Origin of the sequence: Anaerobacillus alkalilacustris (genome assembly GCF_001866005.1) — a bacterium.
Classification (GTDB): domain Bacteria; phylum Bacillota; class Bacilli; order Bacillales; family Anaerobacillaceae; genus Anaerobacillus; species Anaerobacillus alkalilacustris.
Genome location: NZ_MLQR01000017.1, coordinates 14279 through 33167, shown reverse-complemented (window position 1 = coordinate 33167; position 18889 = coordinate 14279). Strand labels below are relative to the sequence as shown.

General features: G+C 33.7%; 14 protein-coding genes. 1 reads left to right on the top strand and 13 read right to left on the bottom strand.

Annotation, left to right across the window (positions count from 1 at the left end):
* Window positions 1-11: 11 nt before the first annotated feature.
* The 3 genes from BKP37_RS07880 to BKP37_RS07870 form a co-directional block, all read right to left on the bottom strand.
* Window positions 12-698 carry a rhamnogalacturonan acetylesterase gene (locus BKP37_RS07880; RefSeq protein ID WP_071309070.1) on the bottom strand — a complete coding sequence of 229 codons (687 nt, stop codon included), beginning with the start codon at window positions 696-698 and terminating at the stop codon, window positions 12-14.
* Between the two features lie 72 nt (window positions 699-770).
* Entirely contained in the window at window positions 771-1313 is a 543-nt protein-coding gene (locus BKP37_RS07875) for a hypothetical protein (protein ID WP_071309069.1), read from the bottom strand.
* A gap of 106 nt (window positions 1314-1419) precedes the next feature.
* Window positions 1420-2529, bottom strand: a complete 1110-nt coding sequence (locus BKP37_RS07870) for a glycoside hydrolase family 88/105 protein (protein ID WP_425424980.1) — start codon at window positions 2527-2529, stop codon at window positions 1420-1422.
* Window positions 2530-2890: 361 nt separating this feature from the next.
* On the opposite strand from BKP37_RS07870, the gene BKP37_RS07865 reads away from it, so the two are divergent.
* Entirely contained in the window at window positions 2891-5206 is a 2316-nt protein-coding gene (locus BKP37_RS07865; protein WP_071309067.1) for a helix-turn-helix domain-containing protein, read from the top strand.
* Window positions 5207-5254: 48 nt separating this feature from the next.
* Here BKP37_RS07865 and BKP37_RS07860 read toward each other — a convergent pair whose 3' ends face one another.
* The 10 genes from BKP37_RS07860 to BKP37_RS07815 all read right to left on the bottom strand — a co-directional run bounded on the left by BKP37_RS07860 (window position 5255) and on the right by BKP37_RS07815 (window position 18774).
* Window positions 5255-6160 carry a pectinesterase family protein gene (locus tag BKP37_RS07860; protein ID WP_071309066.1) on the bottom strand — a complete coding sequence of 302 codons (906 nt, stop codon included), beginning with the start codon at window positions 6158-6160 and terminating at the stop codon, window positions 5255-5257.
* A 27-nt stretch (window positions 6161-6187) separates the two neighbouring features.
* Window positions 6188-6928 (bottom strand): NAD-dependent epimerase/dehydratase family protein, encoded by a 741-nt coding sequence (locus BKP37_RS07855; protein WP_071309065.1) that lies wholly within the window; start codon window positions 6926-6928, stop codon window positions 6188-6190.
* 206 nt (window positions 6929-7134) lie between these two features.
* Window positions 7135-7782, bottom strand: coding sequence for a YesL family protein (locus tag BKP37_RS07850; protein ID WP_071309064.1), 648 nt, complete (start codon window positions 7780-7782; stop codon window positions 7135-7137).
* A gap of 218 nt (window positions 7783-8000) precedes the next feature.
* Window positions 8001-9563 (bottom strand): glycoside hydrolase family 43 protein, encoded by a 1563-nt coding sequence (locus BKP37_RS07845; protein ID WP_071309063.1) that lies wholly within the window; start codon window positions 9561-9563, stop codon window positions 8001-8003.
* Between the two features lie 183 nt (window positions 9564-9746).
* A complete protein-coding gene (locus tag BKP37_RS07840; RefSeq protein WP_071309062.1) occupies window positions 9747-11309 on the bottom strand; it encodes a glycoside hydrolase family 43 protein in 1563 nt (520 codons plus the stop codon).
* A 69-nt stretch (window positions 11310-11378) separates the two neighbouring features.
* Window positions 11379-12905: a glycoside hydrolase family 28 protein gene (locus BKP37_RS07835; RefSeq protein ID WP_071309061.1), complete on the bottom strand. Its 1527-nt coding sequence runs from the start codon at window positions 12903-12905 to the stop codon at window positions 11379-11381.
* Window positions 12906-12925: 20 nt separating this feature from the next.
* Window positions 12926-14380, bottom strand: coding sequence for a family 43 glycosylhydrolase (locus tag BKP37_RS07830; protein WP_071309060.1), 1455 nt, complete (start codon window positions 14378-14380; stop codon window positions 12926-12928).
* A gap of 117 nt (window positions 14381-14497) precedes the next feature.
* Window positions 14498-15373, bottom strand: a complete 876-nt coding sequence (locus BKP37_RS07825) for a carbohydrate ABC transporter permease (RefSeq protein ID WP_071309059.1) — start codon at window positions 15371-15373, stop codon at window positions 14498-14500.
* A gap of 28 nt (window positions 15374-15401) precedes the next feature.
* Complete coding sequence (locus BKP37_RS07820) at window positions 15402-16367, bottom strand: ABC transporter permease (RefSeq protein WP_071309058.1); 966 nt, start codon at window positions 16365-16367, stop codon at window positions 15402-15404.
* Window positions 16368-17232: 865 nt separating this feature from the next.
* Window positions 17233-18774, bottom strand: coding sequence for an extracellular solute-binding protein (locus BKP37_RS07815; protein WP_071309057.1), 1542 nt, complete (start codon window positions 18772-18774; stop codon window positions 17233-17235).
* Window positions 18775-18889: the final 115 nt, after the last annotated feature.

Sequence of the window (18889 nt, the reverse complement as noted above, 5' to 3'; positions counted from 1 at the left end):
TCCAGTTTTTCTTACCATTTGTCCTTAATAGAAGAACTTAGTGAAAGATTCATTGTTTTTAATTCATCTACGATTAACCTAGCGATTAGGTGAGCTCCAACCAGTGAAAAATGAGTATCATCTTGAACACCTTCAGGATAATTTGGTTCTTCACTAGGGTTATACCAAAGATAAAGTTGTTTTGACTTTTCAGGTCCAATATTTTCTAGTAAACTTTTGCTTTTTGAACCTAAATCTATGAGTAAGACATTACATTCTTCTGCTAATTCCTTCATAGCAATCGGGTACTCACCATGAGTATCATGTAATTTACCATTAACACCACAACTTCTTCTTTGAACAGGGGTTATTAAAATTGGAATTGCTTGTTTCTCTATTGCTGTATTTATATATTGACTCAAATATGATTTATACGTAGTAAATGGTTCTGTATGTCTTTCTTCGTCAGTTTTTTGGTCATTATGACCAAATTGAATGAATAAATAGTCATTTTCACCAATTTCACTAGCAATCTTTTCTAATTTTTTTTCATCAATAAAACTTTTGGAACTTCTACCCGAAGATGCCGCATTTAAAATTGATATATTGGGTTCAAAATAAGTATTAAACACTTGACCCCAACCTGCTCGAGGAGCAACATCAGCTTCATAATTAGTCATGGTCGAATCCCCAACCATGAACACTTTAATTTGTTCCATATATTCCTCCAAATAATCACTGACTATCAACCAGTTTTCTATTATCTTATACAAACAACTTCTAAAAATTAGTTAGTCATTTAAAAAGTGAGCGAGAAGTTCAATTGCTCTCTCTTTCTCATCACTATAATGAGGAATTAATGCTACAAATCGATTTGGAAGTTGATTTACTATATCTTTGAAAAGTACTGATTCACTAGTTAAGGGAACTGCATAAACCGACATTTCACCTGTTTCCTCATTAAAAAACATATACTCTTGAACTAATTCTACATTGCTAATTCCCATTAATTCATCTAACGGATAAACTCCTACAGGATCCAAAGCAGCCATAACTATATCTTCTTCAAGAATAAAAATGTCTCCACCTTTACTTACAATTTCAATTACTATTTTTTCAATTACTTTTGGAAATAAATATAGCTCAAATTCGTCTCTAGGAATGACATCCTCAATCACTTCCTCTAGAACTGTACTTACTCTGCCATCAAACGAATCGTTTAGTTCCGAAAAAATATATATTTGAAAATGATCTTCTTGCTTATTACCACTACACCCAACAACCACCGATAGTATTATGAAGAGAAATGGTATCATCATAAGTTGCTTTTTCATTTAACTTTCCCTCTCTTTCTTAACTAAGTGTTAATGTTTAGGTGTGGGGGCTTTACTTTAGGCATGCATCCATTGTGGTTTATTTGCCGGAATGAACAATCTATACCTATTTGTTTAACTTACTCATTTCAACACAAGCTAGCATGAACGCACCTAGTCCATGTAAGTCATTAACACTTGTTTCCCTTGCTACGTAATAATCATAAACTCCACAAGAAGTTCCAATACATATACCTTCTAACTGAAGTCGATTATCTTCATCAAATGATATCATTTTATCAAGTAACCCATTAAAGCTCTTATTTGCTACTTCTAAATAGGAAGAGTCAAGATATTTACCGTTAACTGCTTTAGCAATAGTATAGACAAATAAACTTGAACCAGAAGATTCTAACCAGTTATCTTCTTTGTCACCTTTATCAACAATTTGATACCATAAACCACTTTCTTCATCTTGATATTTAACTAATGTATCAACATATTGTCTTAACTCAGAAATCAATTCCTGACGTGCTGGATGATCACCTTCTAAGTGTTCTAAAATGTCAACTAACGCCATGCCGTACCAACCGAGTGATCTACTCCAAACCTCAGGTGATCGTCCTGTTTCGGAATTTGCCCATGGTTGTTCTTTTTTCTCATCCCATGCATGATATAGTAACCCAGTTTCCGGATCTTTCGTATGCTTTCTCATTAATTTTTCTTGATACAAACAAGATTCAATTAATTCTGGCTCATTAAACATCTTTCCATAAATTACTGAGAAAGGACCAGCCATATACAAGCCATCTAACCACATTTGGTAAGGATATTTATCTTTGTGCCAATATCCTCCTTCAGTTGTTTTGTTTAGCGTTTTCAAAAGATTACGAAGCTTAGTTGCTGCAACTTTATATTTTCCTTCTTTTGTTGCTTCATAAATCGGAAATAGTAATAAACCTGGTTGAATTGCATCTAATTCATCTCTTCTAAAGTAAAAGTTTCCTTCTTCATCTACTAAATCATCTACATATTTTTTTATATACGCAAAATATTCATCTTTTTTAGTTTCTTCAAAGACTCGATACATTCCATACAAGTAAACTCCTTGGTGGTAATGCCATCGGTTAGCTGGCGGCAATTCGATTGGTGTATTTTGCTCCATTAAAGATACACATGCTTTTTCAGCCCATTCTAATGGCGAAAGCTGAATAGAAGTGTTTTGCTGATTAGTCAAAAAAATCTCCTCCATTACGACACTTAATTGTGTGTTAGATTTCTTTTCTTCCACATTAAACTATAGTTTAAGTTTACAAAGTGACCTTGCTTTTTTTATTACATCATAACTTTAGCTTATATTTGTAAAGTACGTCTACAATCCTAAATTCAGCTAACTGAAAACGCTGTCAGATATGTAAAAACATCCACTAAAACTAATCAAATGAACGTAATATAAGCAAATGATTGTTAACGTAAAACACACCGATGGAAGTAACTGTAAAAAAATCCGTTTAATAAATGTCGAATAAATTGTTTTTATATATTTAAAACTACTGTATAATCATTTATGTAATCGTTTTATTTTTAGGAGGCTACGTATGAAAGGGACCACTAAATTTTATCTGAGACTAATTCTATTTATATCAATAATAAGTACGTTACCTATTATTTTAGTAGGCACATTTTCTTATATAAAAGCATCAACTGCCCTCTATGATAAAGTAATAGAAGAGAAAGAACAAAGTATTAACCAAATTACTTCAAATGTTGAACACATCCTGAAAACAGTTGACCACTCTTTAACTTATTTCATTAATTCTTCTTTTCTAAACGAAACACTTAAAGCACCAATGGATGCAGTTCAATTTCAACTCTATCGACAAGTAAAACAAGAGCTCAATCACCTTCAGACATTTGATACTGGAGTTGAGGACGCTTTACTATTAAGTCTTGAAGGAAATTGGATTATAAATAATAGTGGACTATTTAAAGTTACAACTAATGAGATCCAAGAAGATTTCGGACATTATTTTGAGTTACCATTTAATTCAATGTGGATATTAGAAAATAACAACGTTGAACTTAGACAAAAATACGGAATTCAAGATTTTAGCAATTATAATGTTAGCTTAGTAAAAAAGTTACCCCAAAATTACAGTAATAAAAATGGACTAGCTATTATTAGTATTCCATCTGTAAACTTAGCAAAATTCTTATCAAATGATATCGAAACTGAAACTCTGATGATATTAGATAATGACTTTCGGATCATTACCCACAATAATATTGCTTTGATTGGCGAGAACTTCGCTAATGAAGATTTTATAGCAAATTTAATTGAAAACAAAACAGAATCAAAAGGACAGTTTACTACTACTATAGACAACGCTGATTATACAGTAACGTATCAAAAATCTAATTATAACGGGTGGTTATACCTCTCCCTTATATCAAATGATATATTAAAAAAGGAAACTACTCCTATCGGTTTGTTTACTTTGACTGTTTGTTTAAGCGTGTTATTTCTTTCAATATTATTATCTTGGATTGGATCTAGACATCTTTACCGCCCAATAAACGAACTCTTAAATTCGATCATGACCAGTTTTAAGGCTTCTCCAACGACGACGAAACAAACGATTGATGAATTTGAATTTATTCATGAACGAATTCATCATTTAGCACATGAAAATAATGAATTAGAAGGAAAATTGCAAGGACAAATTGAACAATTAAAACAATTATTTATTACGCGCTTATTAGATGGTCATTTAAGTGAAGAAGAGTTAAAGTTAAAATATTTATCATATCAATATCCTGAAAAGTGGAAAAGATTATGTGTGATTTCTCTTCAAATTGACTCACTTGAAGAAACAAAATACAATAACGAACAATACGACTTATTGCTATTTGCAATTAACACAATTGCTGAAGATGTTATCCCAAAAGAGAACCGTTTAACTCCAGTACTTCGTAGAGGTGTTCAAATAACACCATATATTAGTAATCATGAATCGTTAGAGGAATATGAAAATGCTGTTGACCAAATAGTTAATGAGCTCCAAAACAAAGTAAAAGAAGTACTTGAAATACCTGTTAGTATCGGTGTTAGTCCGCCGTTCACAAAACTGACCGAAGCCAGAGAAGCATATCATGAAAGTGTAGAAGCATTAAAATATCGTTTAAAATTCGGTAGTGAGTCTATCATTTTTGCTAAGGATATTGGCCAAGGAACTACTATAAAGACTTATTTTCCAGAAAGTATAAAAAATGAATTGTTTGACGTGATTAAATTAGGTGAAAGAGAAAAGGTAGAACAAATACTACACGATTTAATTTCGAATATTTTCTCCAAGGACCTAAAAGTAAAACAATATGAAATTTCATTATTACGATTGTTAAATGATTTAATCGTTCTTATGCAAACCCTTGGTGTAGAATTAGAAGATTTTAATGATAAGAAGTCCTTATTTGATCAGCTATTTGAATTAAAGTCTGTTAATGAAATCGAAGAGTGGTTTAAGCGTGTAATTATTGTCCCACTTGTGACCTCATTAGAAGAGAGAATTAATTCTCAGTATAAAAATATATCTGATAAAATCATTCATATCATTCAACAAGAATATGATTCAGATGTGTCCCTTGAGTCTATTGCAGAAAGACTTCACTATAATCCCAATTATCTAAGTAGTATTTTTAGAAAAGAGACCAACATATCTTTTAGTGAATACCTTTCTATGTATCGCCTAAATATGGCGAAAAAGTGGCTCGTTGAATCAGATTTATCAATAAAAGATATCGCTGAAAAGTTTCATTATAATAACTCACAAAACTTTATTAGATCTTTTAAGAAAAAAGAAGGCTTAACACCTGGGAAATATCGTGAATTACATTCTAACAAAAAACTTGATTAAAAAGTAAAGGGTGTCCTCAAACGTTGTTTTGAGGACACCCTTTACTTTTTAAACATTTTCAAACCACCTATTTTTACTATTAAAAATATTCTTGAGAGTTATTATTTGGACCTCATCGTCCGTCAAAATCCTTGACCAATGAACCCTACTTTTCTCTTTTTCACCAGGACCACTGCTTTTGTATTCCCCGTATCTGGCCGTTTTTTCATTTGATTCATCTCGCCAATTATCCCATCCACAAGCTTTTATGTGTGGACCCATCCATGTACGAATAAACATAGTTGCAGCATAAGGCCGCCATGGTCGACCAAGATAAACGGTTTCAGCATCAGATACACTCGTAAGTTTACAATCTAAGAAGACATAACCATATTTCTCATCATTTGGAGTTGAGGCTGCAGTAATATATCCACTTCGTAAGCTATGTATTTCACAATGATCAAATACAGCAGTAGCTGCCCCGAATATAAAATCAACATGCCCTTCAATGTAACAATCTTTAAAATAATGTCTACCTTTTCCCGTATATAACGTATCTTGATTACCAAGTAGACGTACATTTTTATAAACGCACCTATCTCCTGAAACATATAACGCTACAGCTTGACCGATATCTGGTCCATACCCAGCATTATTCTCTATCGTTAAGTTTTCAACAGTTATATCATCACCTAAAATGTGAATAGAAGCTGTTTTAAATGTACCTATCTTATTTTGATTTTCATCCAACATTTCCGCATAATTGTTATAAGATATAACAGTATTTTCTTTACTTTCTCCAATTAAAGTAATGGATGATTTATTGTCAGGTATAAAAATTTTTTCTTTATATAATCCATTTTTAATTAGTATTGTCACTGGTTCAAGCGGATGAACTCTTACTTGATCAATGGCCTCTTGAACGGTAGTAAAGTCTCCTGATCCATCTAGCGCTACTCTAATAATTTGAGACAATTTAATTTTCTCCTCTCACAACACTCTTTAAAATAAGGAATTAGCATTAACTTGAGATTTAAACCCTAATTCTTCTACTGTATTTTTTGTATCCCAAGGCTTTCCTTGATTATCGGAAACTCCATAATAAGTTCCAAATGAAATATTTGTTTCAATAGCTGCTCTAAATAGGTTAATGACATCAACTTTCGATAACAACGTTTTCATTAATCTCGACTTTTCTTTTATCGCTTCTTTTTCGTTATCTGGTACTGAACCAATTCGTAAATTAATTATATTCAATTGATCCTCACAAGAAAAAATATGTCCGACATTTTCTGATGCGAGTTTTAATACCCCGTACAAACCCTTTGACATCGGATAATCTTGGGTAGTAATTTCCCTTCCAAGAAGTGAATTCCCATCCTCTTCATAAATATCTGTAACGTGATTACTACTCGCAAAGATAACTTTAGGTACACCCAATTTAACAGCAGCTAAACAAATATAATAGGACGCATTAAAAAATACATTTGTCATATCGGTAAATTTTTCAACATCACTAATTCGTTTACTAGTTTGAGTTGCTAGTAAATTAATTAGCACATCTGTATCCCTTGGAATTTTAGTTACTAGTTGTTCAAATTTAGTTGCATCAACTTCAATATGATTTTTGTCTTCACGAATGTTTTTATCCAAAATAAGTAACTCATATTCTTTTTGTAAACCCTCAGATAAGGTTGCGCCAATTCTCCCTGCACCACCAATTAGTACAACTTTTTTCTTCATAAGCTCCTCCTTTTTAATAAACGTATCGCCTCTTAGTTTTAGCGAATTTAACCTTCACCACCTATACTTTCTACTAAACATTTGAGGTGGAGATCTTACTGCTCCTTAAGAGTGGAATTACATTATTATTTAGAGGATACCCAATCTGTAATCCATTCATTTCATATTAAAATTCCACCAGTAGTTTAACTGGTGGATAGATTTGTTTAATTAGCTTGAAGCGATGCTTGCAATTTCTCTTGTCTTTTCTTTTCAACATGGTTAAAGGTAGTATTTGCCATCCACATGATATAATAGCTAATTGTGCTCATTGCAAAAAACGGAATCAATCCTGGTAATTTCATAAAGAGCATTTGTAATAAGAATATACCTACACCAATGAGTACTGTATGAACAGGATAACCTAATCCTAAAAACAAAGCGTCTCTTAAATACTGTGGCAAATTTAATTGAAAATGAACATATACCGGGAAAAGAAAAATAACTACAATTGCAAATAATACAGTAAGGAAGAATAGAATATATCTTACTATATCCATCCATATTACATCATTTTGTAACAACATAAAGTTATTATAAAGTAAGATAATTAGTACAAAAAGAATGAACCCAAGTAAATTAGATTTCAAAAACTCTGCTTTATAATACTTCCAATACGTTTTAAAGATTGGGAATTCATCTTGACCGTTGACCCATTTCCTTGTAATAGCAAACAACGCAACAGTTGCTGGCATAATTCCTAAAACTACGCCACCTAGTAATGTAAACATAATCCAAAGCAAATTTACATAAGCAAGCCTTGAAATATGAACACTAACTCTGTAAAAACCTCCCATTAATCCGCCCATTTCCATAGCTACTAACCCCTCTCTCATTCGGAAATTTGGCTAACACTTTTATAATAAAGATCGCATTCTACTATTTTAATTCTATATACTTATTTTAGTTTACTAAACAAATGTTGTAAACCTTTTCACTACTGATTTAGTAGGTAACTGTTTCCTTTTATCCAAAGTAAATTGAATAGTAGTTTTGCATTACTCTGTTAATCTCTTAATAATAGGTTAAAGATTTAATAGCCAACATATTCAAACCAATCAAAGTCTACAAAATTATTACTCTCATAACCATTACTTGTCGCATACATTCCAATATAAGCCCCAACGAAACCACCAGCCACATCAGAGCTTAATATAGTACCATCAACATTCTCGTGTACGACTTTCCACTCTTCAGATGATGTTCCATAATAAAAACTATAAGATTGACCAACTGCTTCTACTTTTATATAAAGGATACCAACTTTTAAAGGTATATAAGCAAGTAACTGATCTTTCCCTCCATTCCTTTTTATTAATCTAATAGATGTCTTATGATCTTCTAGCCCATACTCTAACCTCATGTGATAGTTATGATTTTGTAGCAATACAAGCCCTGCTACTTCACCATTATTCATTGGAAGAAATTCCATCTTTGTTCGTACGGAAAAATTCATATGTTGTTGCCTACGACCAACAAAACATGGATTTACTTCTTCGGTGATCACTTCTTTTTTGTTTTTTAAACGTAAAAAGCCGGGCCGCTCTAGTAAGGACCAAAATTGGTCCCTTGGCGTTCTAATAAAGTTCCATTTTAAGTCTAATTCTGGATTTTCAAAATGGTCACATACTGCTTCACTACCCCAACGCTTTTCTGTTAAGTTAGGAAAAGGCATTTCCCCTTCTATGATCCCTTTACCTGGGTTTACGACTGGCCACCCTTCCTCCCAAATAAATGGCACTAAAAATGTCTCCCTACCTAAGTTACGATAATTTCCACCGTATGGGCGAGTAGCTAAACAAACCATCCACCATTCTCCATTTTGGGTTTCGACGATATCCGCATGACCTACACTTTGAATCGGATAACCTCTACCTAAATGACGATGAGTCAAAATTGGATTTGTTTTACAGACTTCATACGGTCCAGTGATTGATTTACTTCGAGCGATTGTAGCGGAATGAGTAAACCCAGTACCTCCTTCAGCAATCAACAAATAATACCAGCCGTTAATTTTATAAAGATGCGGAGCTTCTTGAGCGTGAATTTGTTTTAAAGCCCCATCCCATAAACTATACTTCGGACCTACTAACTGTTTCTTTTCTAAGTCTATCTCTTGCATCCAGATCTCAACATGTTTTGGATATTGTGGTCCTTCTGGTGGTACACGATTACCAGTATAATAAACCTTCCCATCTTCATCAAAAAATAAGGAAGGATCAATTCCTGGGGCATCCTCTAACCAATTTGGATCAGACCATGGACCACTTGGATCTGTAGCTGTAACATAAAAGTTTATACGTGTCCCTGTAGCAGATACTACAAAGGTTGTAACCATATAAAAGACTCCGTTATTATAACGGATTGTTGGGGCATATATTCCTCTTGAGTTTGGTGTTCCATCTAAATTTAATTGCGAAGGTCGATCTAAAACATGGCCTATTTGTCTCCAATTCACTAAATCTTTACTATGAAAGATTGGAACACCAGGAAAATATTCAAATGTAGAAGTTACTAAGTAGTAATCTTCATCGACTCTGCAGATAGAAGGGTCCGGATAAAAGCCAGGAATAATAGGGTTGTTAAAAGTTTTCATTTTATAGTCTTCCTCTCCGAATATATTTAAAAATATTTGAATGGAAAATGTTGAATGTAGAATGCTATGGTGTCTAACCTTCAAATGTTAAGTACTTATTTTTTTTACTTCTACATTTAATCTTTTACACTCACTGTTTATATAGGAAAGGGAATAAATATCCCTTTCCCTTTTTTTAGTTCTTTATTTTATTCTAAACCAGTCAACATCTACATAGCCTTGGCTCTCTTTCTTTCCTTTGTTTACACAAAAGATACCTACTTGAGCCCCGACCCATTTTCCTTCGGTTGCTATAAATGGCTGCCCTACAGATTGATAACTCTCATTATCATAACTATATTTAAACTGACAAACAGCTCCTTCACTTACATCAACCTTCAAGTAAATGATCTTTGAATTTACCTCTGCTATTACTTCTTGTTTTTCAACTGTTATTTCATCGTTATTTTCACCTATAAAATGAAGTAACGTTACGCCCGTTTCGGATTTTCTAAGTTTAATTCCTGAATATTTAAGGCCAAAAATCATTAGCCCACAATAATCCTCATTACGTTCTGGATGAAAGGCAAGTTTTGTCGTTGCCGAAAAGTCAGGCGCAGGAAGTTTTTGCGTTAATATTTGTCCTGCATCATACAATGTCTCAGCATCTTCTGGTAAGCTGCTTGCGAAAAGTCTTAATTGACTTTCTTTTACACCTAACTGATACCATTCATGATTTTGATTTGCTCGCCATTGCCATTGAAGCCCTAAAGAAGTACCATCAAATTCATCAGATGTTTGTGGAATGATAATCTCATTTTGCAACGCTGAGACATTCGGTTTTTTCCACCGGATAACTGGTTCACCTATTCCATTTTGATTTACATTATATCCCATCACCGGCCAGTCATTTTCCCATTTCATTGGTTGAAGATGTGTAATTCTTCCGTAGGCACCTTTGTCTTGAAAATGTATAAACCAGTTCTCACCGTTTTCTAATTCAACCCATCCACCTTGGTGTGGTCCGTTAATTTCTGTTTCTCCTTTATGAAGTACGATTTTATCTTCATAGGGACCAAAGATAGATTTTGAGCGCAAGATTGTTTGCCAACCTGTTGCAACCCCACCAGCTGGTGCAAATATATAGTAATATCCATTGAGTTTATACATTTTTGGGCCTTCAATTGTTTCGTGATGAAGATTACCGTCAAAAATATGAACACCGTCATCTAATAATTCTGTTCCATCTGGCTTCATTCTACTGATGTGTAATATACTTTTAAAGCCAATTCTACTTCTAGCAAAAGCATTAACCAGATACGCTTGCCCATCTTCATCCCAGAATGGACAAGCATCAATCCAACCCTTTACTTTCTTTACTAAATGTAGTGGCGACCACTTTCCAAACGGGTCCTTCGTTTTACTCATGAAAATCCCTTCATCTGGTGCTCCGAAAAACACCCAAAAGAAGCCATCATGGTAACGAATACTTGGTGCCCACACACCATCACCATGTCTTGGCTTATCGTAACCTTCAAAAGGAAACTTTTCACAAACATGGTTAACTATCTTCCAATTTACTAAATCAGTAGAATGTAAGATTGGAAGACAAGGAGACATATTAAAACTTGAAGAAACCATAAAAAAGTCTTTACCTACTCGAATTACATCTGGATCTGAATAATCAGCATATAAAATGGGATTTTGATAATAACCATTTCCTAGATCAGCCGACCATACATGGTTTGAACTTATTTTTGTTTCCATAATCAGTCCTCCAAAAAATATATAAATGTGTGGTAAGAAGCCAAGCCAATGCTCAGCATCTTACTTTTTTTAACGATATATTGTACCACCACTACTATTCTCTACTTCCAAGTACGTTTCAGAATAAATTTGTGATTGACGTCCGTTGATCGCAACATCGTTTACTTTGTTTAATTTCACAACAGGTGTTTCTTGATGTGTTTTTTTCATAGTAACGTTGTTGATATCTACATCTTCTACTTCTTCCATCGTTAATGCTGGACCTTGACGAGTTTCTATACGAACTCGGTCAAACTCCATACCTTTCACATGTTTACAATAAATTCCTTCACCAGCCATAATAATTTCTTCTTTTACCATGTCTGGCTCTCCACCTTTCTCGTTTGGATCTGTGGTCATTTCAAACGTAACATTACTCAAAGAAACATCTTCTATCGGCATTTCTGGCAGTCCATAAACAAATGCTGCAGCTGCACGAACTTCTTTAGCTGTAACGTTACTGATCTTGATATGTTCTATTTTGGGAGTTTTCTCTGTTACAGGAATAGCTTCTGGAGCATTCATTGTCGGATCATTAACATCCACCCCATACCGGTAAAAAGAATTAATCGCAAATGCACAAAATACCTTTTCCATATAAATGTTATTAATTAAGATGTTTTTCATATAAGAACCACGAGCTCGATTCGTTTTTAATCGAATTCCACGGTCTGTACCGATAAATACACAGTTAGAAATGGTAATATTTTTTATTCCACCTGAGTTCTCACTACCCATTACAACGCCACCATGTCCATGAATCATCGTACAATTTGTAACAGTTACATTTTCTGTCGGTTTTCCAACTCGTCTTCCATCTTCATTAATTCCTGATTTTAAACATAAGCAATCATCACCTACATCAAAATGGCTATCTGACACTCTTACATTCGAGCACGAATCAATATCAAGACCATCTCCATTTGGCGTGTCCCAAGGATTTTTAATAGTGACTTTACTTACATTTACATGGTTACAATAAACTAGATGCGTATTCCAAAACGGTGAATTCTGTAATGTAACCCCTTCCAAAGTAACGTTCTCACAATTAAATAGTTGTAATAAAGCTGGGCGTAAAAATTGTGAGTCCCATTCAACTAAGTTTGTATTTGGATCGGACATAACGTTTTTGTTTAACTCAGCAATTTCTTTTGTTCGTTCTGAAGAATAAACATCTCCATTTTTAATTTGGTGATAAACTTCCCACCATGCTTGCCCTTGACCATCAAACGTACCGTGCCCTTTAATAGCAACATTTTTTAACCCATTACCGTAAATAAGTGGAGAATAACCATAACACTCATATCCAGACCATCTCGTTTGAACTGGAGCATATACATCAAAGTTCGTATCAAATAAGATTAGCGCTCCAGCTTCTACATATAAAGTGATATTACTTTTCAGATGAATTGGCCCTGTTAAATATGTTCCTGCTGGAATGTAAACTGTTCCACCACCGTTTTCTGCACATTCTTGAATAGCTCTTGCAAATGCTTCTGTATTATCAGTTTTTTGATCGCCTAAAGCTCCGTAATTTGTTACGTCGTAAAATACCATTGTTAATTTTCCTCCTACTTTTACAATTGTCTATATTCAAAGTTCTTAAATGTTGCTTTACCTTCCCCGATAGCTTCTAAACCAATTCTCAAGCTTAGGAAACCTCCAAGTGTATTGTGATGAAACCCTGAAGCCTCAAGAACTTTATCGTATTTTTTCCATCTACCTATCTTATCTAGATAATAAAACGAAATAATATGATGATTATTTTTTATTTTTAAGCGAACAGTTTTTCCTTCATAAGGAATTACTTTATATTTTTTAAATGTACGGAAATGTTGAATTCCTTCGGTAGTGACAGAAAGACCCAAAAAGGCTGTCTCGTTATAATACAACATGAATTTACCTTCAACGTTTTCTTCAACAGAAACATCTATTTCAACCTCATATGCCTTGTCTAATGCCATATATAATAATGGAGCAACATTATTTTCATTATGTCCAGTTATCGTAAGCGACCTATTCGCTACTTCAAATCGTTCTCGGTTAACTTCGCCATACGTTTGCCATTGATATCCAACCTTTTCCCCTTCAAAGTTATCTTTTATTGGTAAACCATGACTAAGACTTTCTCCTAATGGTTTTTTAATTGCTTGTTCTACACTAATGCCGTTGGGTACTTTGTACCACCCACCCTCAGTCCATTCAATTGGTAAAAGTAACGTTTGTCTCCCAAGAGTTTGGAAGCCACTTTCATAAGCATGAAAAATCATCCACCATTCTCCTAAAAGTGTATCAACCAGGGTTCCATGACCTTGGGACCACCAACGTTCTTCTTTAGAACTTGTTTTAATAATTGGATTGTATGGTGAATGCTCCCAAGGTCCCCAAGGAGTTTTCGATCTAGAAGAAGCTACCATATGACTGGTTGGTGGGCCAGCTGTACCGCCAACAGCTATTGTCATGTAGTAATATCCAGTTCTGTAGGTTAATTTTGGGCCTTCAGGGCTGAACGCTTCTACTTCCCAGTCATCGGGATACTTCCAGGGCTCATACACTTTTTGGATTTCACCCACTATTGATAGACCGTCGTCGGATAGCTGTACCATATGACCACCAGATAAATGTAAATATCTTTTGTTATCCGGGCCTACTACATGGCCAGGATCTATATATTTTGTATTAAGATTTATCGGCTCACTCCAAGGTCCTTTAGGGTCTTTAGCAGTAACTACCCAATTTGTTTTATTCGCTGGAAAATATATATAATACATATCCTCGTAATAAACAAACTCTGGTGCCCAGACATCTCCAACTAATTTGTCTAATGCTGTTGAGATAGGTTGCCAATTCACAAGATCTTTTGAATGCCAAATGATTAACCCAGGCAAGTATTTATAGGACGTGTTTACCATATAGTAATTATCATCAACTCTAATTATTGAAGGGTCCGCATAATTCCCTTTAAGAATCGGGTTAATATAGAACCCATTTTTTATATCTCCACTAGAATTACTAACCAAACTTGTATTCATTACCTATGCACACCTCTAAAACAAAAGGAATATGCATCTTGTCATTTCGAAGTAAATACTAATCTAGTATTTACTTCTTGTGAGTGTAGAATAGCATATTCCTGTTGGTATAATTTATTATCCTTTTACCGAACCAAGTAATGCACCTTTTGCAAAGTACTTTTGAATGAACGGATATACCATTAATACAGGTAAAGTAGCTACAACGATTACAGCCATTTTAATTGTAATTTCTGGTGGTGGAACATCAGTATAGTTAGCTCCATCGTAGTTCATTCCAGTAGCTAGTACTACAATTTGACGTAATAAGATTTGCACTGGCCACTTAGACGAGTCGCTAATATATAAAACAGCGTGCATATAAGTGTTCCAATACGTAACAGCATAGAAAAGTGAGATGGTTGCAATTGCTGGTAACGAACACGGAATGACAATTCTGAATAAAATTCCAAAATCTCCGCATCCATCAATTTTTGCTGATTCTTCAAGTCCAGCAGGTAAGTTTTGGAAGAAACTACGTAAAATAATCATATTGAATGCGTTAATAGATACAGGAATGATTAAAGCTAGTAAAGAGTTCATTAATCCTGTTTGTTGAACTACTAAGAATGTTGGGATCATCCCACCATTAAATAACATTGTAAAAATAATGAAGAATGTGATTTGTCTTCTACCCACTAAGTCACGACGTGAAAGTCCATAAGCAGTAAGCGTTGACATAAACATACTCCAGAGTGTTCCACCTACTGTAACTAATACGGAGATCCCCATTGCCTTCATAATAGTATCTGTTGAGAAAATATAACGATACGCGTCTAAACTAAAAACCGTTGGAAATAATAGGAACCTCTTTTCAGCTAATTCTGCACTTGTTGCAAACGAAGCAGCAATTACGTGTACAAATGGTATAACAGTAAGAAATGCAATGATAATAAGTAAAGTATTATTAGTAATATTAAATACTCTACTTCCTAATGTTTTATCTTCAACCATTTAAATAACCTCCTTTAATTAATGAGCTTTAGTATACGCCTTCTTCTCCAGCTTTCTTAGCTGCCCAGTTAGCGAACATAATTAAAATTAAACCTACAAACCCTTTAAAGAACCCAACTGCTGTACTGTAACTAAATTGACCTTGCTTTAAACCTGCAGTATATACATACGTATCAAAGATTTCTGCCACTTCACGATTAGCTGCATTTAATAATAGGAAGATATGCTCAAAACCTAACTCTAAAACATCTCCAACTTTTAAAATTAGTAAGACAACGATTACGCTTTTAATTGCCGGAATTGTAATATGCCACATTTGTTGGAAACGATTTGCACCATCCATTCTTGCCGCTTCATAAAGAGATGGATCAACAGCAGATATAGCCGCTAAGAAGATGATTGTACCCCAACCTGCTTCTCTCCAAATGACTTGAATAATGTACATCGGTCTAAACCAATCAGCATTTAGTAAAAAGTTTATTTTATTTAAGCCGATTGCTTCTAACAGACCGTTGATTAAACCACCATCTAAAGTTAGCATTACATAACTAATGGAAACGATTACAACCCATGACATAAAATGAGGAATATAAATTAAAGTTTGAATACTTCGTTTGAAAAATTCTTTTCTTACTTCATTAAGCATAAGTGCTAAAATAATTGGTATCGGGAAGTAAATAAATATTTGCATTGCGAATAAGGTTAACGTATTTTTAAAGATCATTCCAAATTCTGCACTTGTAAATAGTCGTTCAAAATGCTTTAATCCTACCCATTCACTATCTGAAATTCCCAAATAAGGTTTGTAATCTTGAAAAGCAATTACTAGCCCGTACATAGGTAAATACTTATAAATTAAGAAATACAAAATACCTGGAGTAATCATTAAATAAATCATTTTGTTTTTCTTAATTTGTCTCCATAGTTTCTCTCGTTTTTTAGCTTTTGGAGATTGTGGTGGAATTTGTTTTTCGACTGCTAAATTTTTTTCCATATTCATCTACCTTTCTTAAACTAATATTTTTCATATCTCTTTACTTCAAAACCTGTTTGCTTCCCATGACTCAACTTTAATCGATTATTTGAATTACAGCTATAATCATCACGTTATGAAGGTGCTTACATCCCTTATTTTATAAGGGTTTACACGATAAACTGAGAGATTGATTATTAACATGATAATTAACAATGATAACGTTTATTAAAATTAACTATTGTCGTTTCTTCTAGAACAATCGGTGTAAATATACTTCCTATTAACTCTTAAATGACTATTTTTCTTCTCAAGATGTAAGTAGATATACTCTCTTATTGATAAAGACTTTCCTTTTGTTATATATTTTAATTAATTCAGTTCTGGATTTATCCCGTGGTATAAGTAAAACTAACAATCAATAGGGGATGAAGGAACCCCTCTACTGATTGGAGTTCAGCTTTGTTACAACGATATTCATTTTAAGCAAACTAGGATTGATCTTGTCTTCTAGACTACGATTAGTCTATCGGATTATTATTTCTATTCCTCTAGACCTGAATGAAACCTTAACTAACGATAATTTGCTCATATACTAAATTGAGTATAGGGTAACTCTAATGACACTTTTTCTATCTATAGTTATATAACGAATTAGTTACGAAAACATATGTGGAATCGCAAAACATAAAGAGTATGTAGCTATAAAAATAGTCTTTCACGTAGTAATTATAATCAGTAGCCGACTTATCATATACGAAACAGTATGAAGCTTTCTATTCGTAGGGCGCTTGCGCTAGACAGTTTCCAAGTTAGAAATTTATAAATTCTGACTATGTAAAAAAAACTAACCCACAATTGTGAGTTAGTTTTTTACTAGCTGTTATTAGTTTTGAGCGTTATATGAAGCAGTGAATTCTTCGATAATTTTGTTTCCACCTTGAGATTTCCAGTTTTCAACCGCTGCTTCAAATCCAGCTTCGTCAATTTGACCAAGGATAAATCTAATTGTAGCATCTTCAATGATTTGATATAATCTAGGGCCATCTACTACGAAAGTATCTGAATCTAGTGTTAACGCTTCGTTACGAATTAAATAGTTTTCGTTATCAGCTTGTAATTCAAGAGCTTTTACTTGAACGTCATATTCGAAGTAAGCGTCATAACGACCATTTGTTTCAGGTTCACCAATTTCAAGTGATAAATAAGGTCTAACTTCATTATCAAATAAATTTTGATCAAGAACTCTAGCTCCACCATCGATTACCTCATAGTGTTCTCCTTCAATACCACGGTTAAGAAGGTTAGAAATTTCAGGAGTCATCATTGCATCATAGAAAGCTAAAACTTTTCTTAACTCGTCTTCTGTTTTAATAGAAGATTTAGGGAACATAACAACACTACCAAAACCAGGGATTGACCAAATACCATACTCACCCTGTGGTCCTTCTACATAGTTATGAACATCAAGAACTGCATCAGGGTTAAGAGTTCGAATGTCATTCCATAAAGAGTTTGAATCAGGCATTGAACCTACATAAATTCCTGCTGTACCATTTTTGAATAATGCTTGTTGGTCGTTTTTACTAGTTACAGGGAAGTCTTGGTTCATATAACCGTTAGAATGTAGATCTCTCACATAATTTAAAGTATCCATATATTCTGGGAACATAAATTCAGGTAAAATTTGTCCATCTTTAATACCAAAATCGTTCGGTACCTCATGCCAAGAAGCGATAGTTTTGAATGCACCATATACTAAATCACTACGGTCAGTTACACCAAAAGTATCTTTTTGACCAGAACCATTTGGATCGTCTTCAGTAAATGCTCTTGCCATTTCAAAGAATTCTTCAACTGTTGTTGGAGCTGAAATTCCAAGATTGTCTGCCCAGTCTTTACGGTAAATAATACCTTGACGAGATAAAGGACGTCCTTGGTATAAAGAATAAATCTTTCCATCAACTCTAGTGTTATCTAAAATTTCTGGCTTTAATTTACTTAAGTTTTCAAACTCATCAAGATATGCTCCAACTTCCCAAAATTGCTCATCGCGGATCGCATCTTTAAATTGGTTAAACATTTGGAAGTTCATTGGAACAACCATTGGAAGGGAACCTGTTGCGAAAGCTGTGTTTAAGCGGTCATTATAGTTAGCATCAGGAACGAATTGAATATCTAAAATTGTGTTTGTTTTTTCTTCTACCATTTTTAAAATTCTATCACTTGGTACTTCAGGTGTATGAAGGTTCATCATAATAGAAATTTCGAATGGCGATTCATCTTGTATTGCCTCACCACTATTATCATTGTTTGACTGATTACTCGAAGCGCTTTCATTATTACCGCCGCCACAAGCTGTTAACATTGCTGCTAATGTTAGAGCAACACAAGTAGTAAAGAATCTTTTCTTTTTAAAAATCTTCATCTTTTCAACCTCCAAATTTTTTAGTTCTCTTAATCTAGCAAATTGGGTTGTTTGTTTATCATAAAGATTAAACAAAATTTGTAAATTCCATTTAATAGTATAAACTATTTTGAAA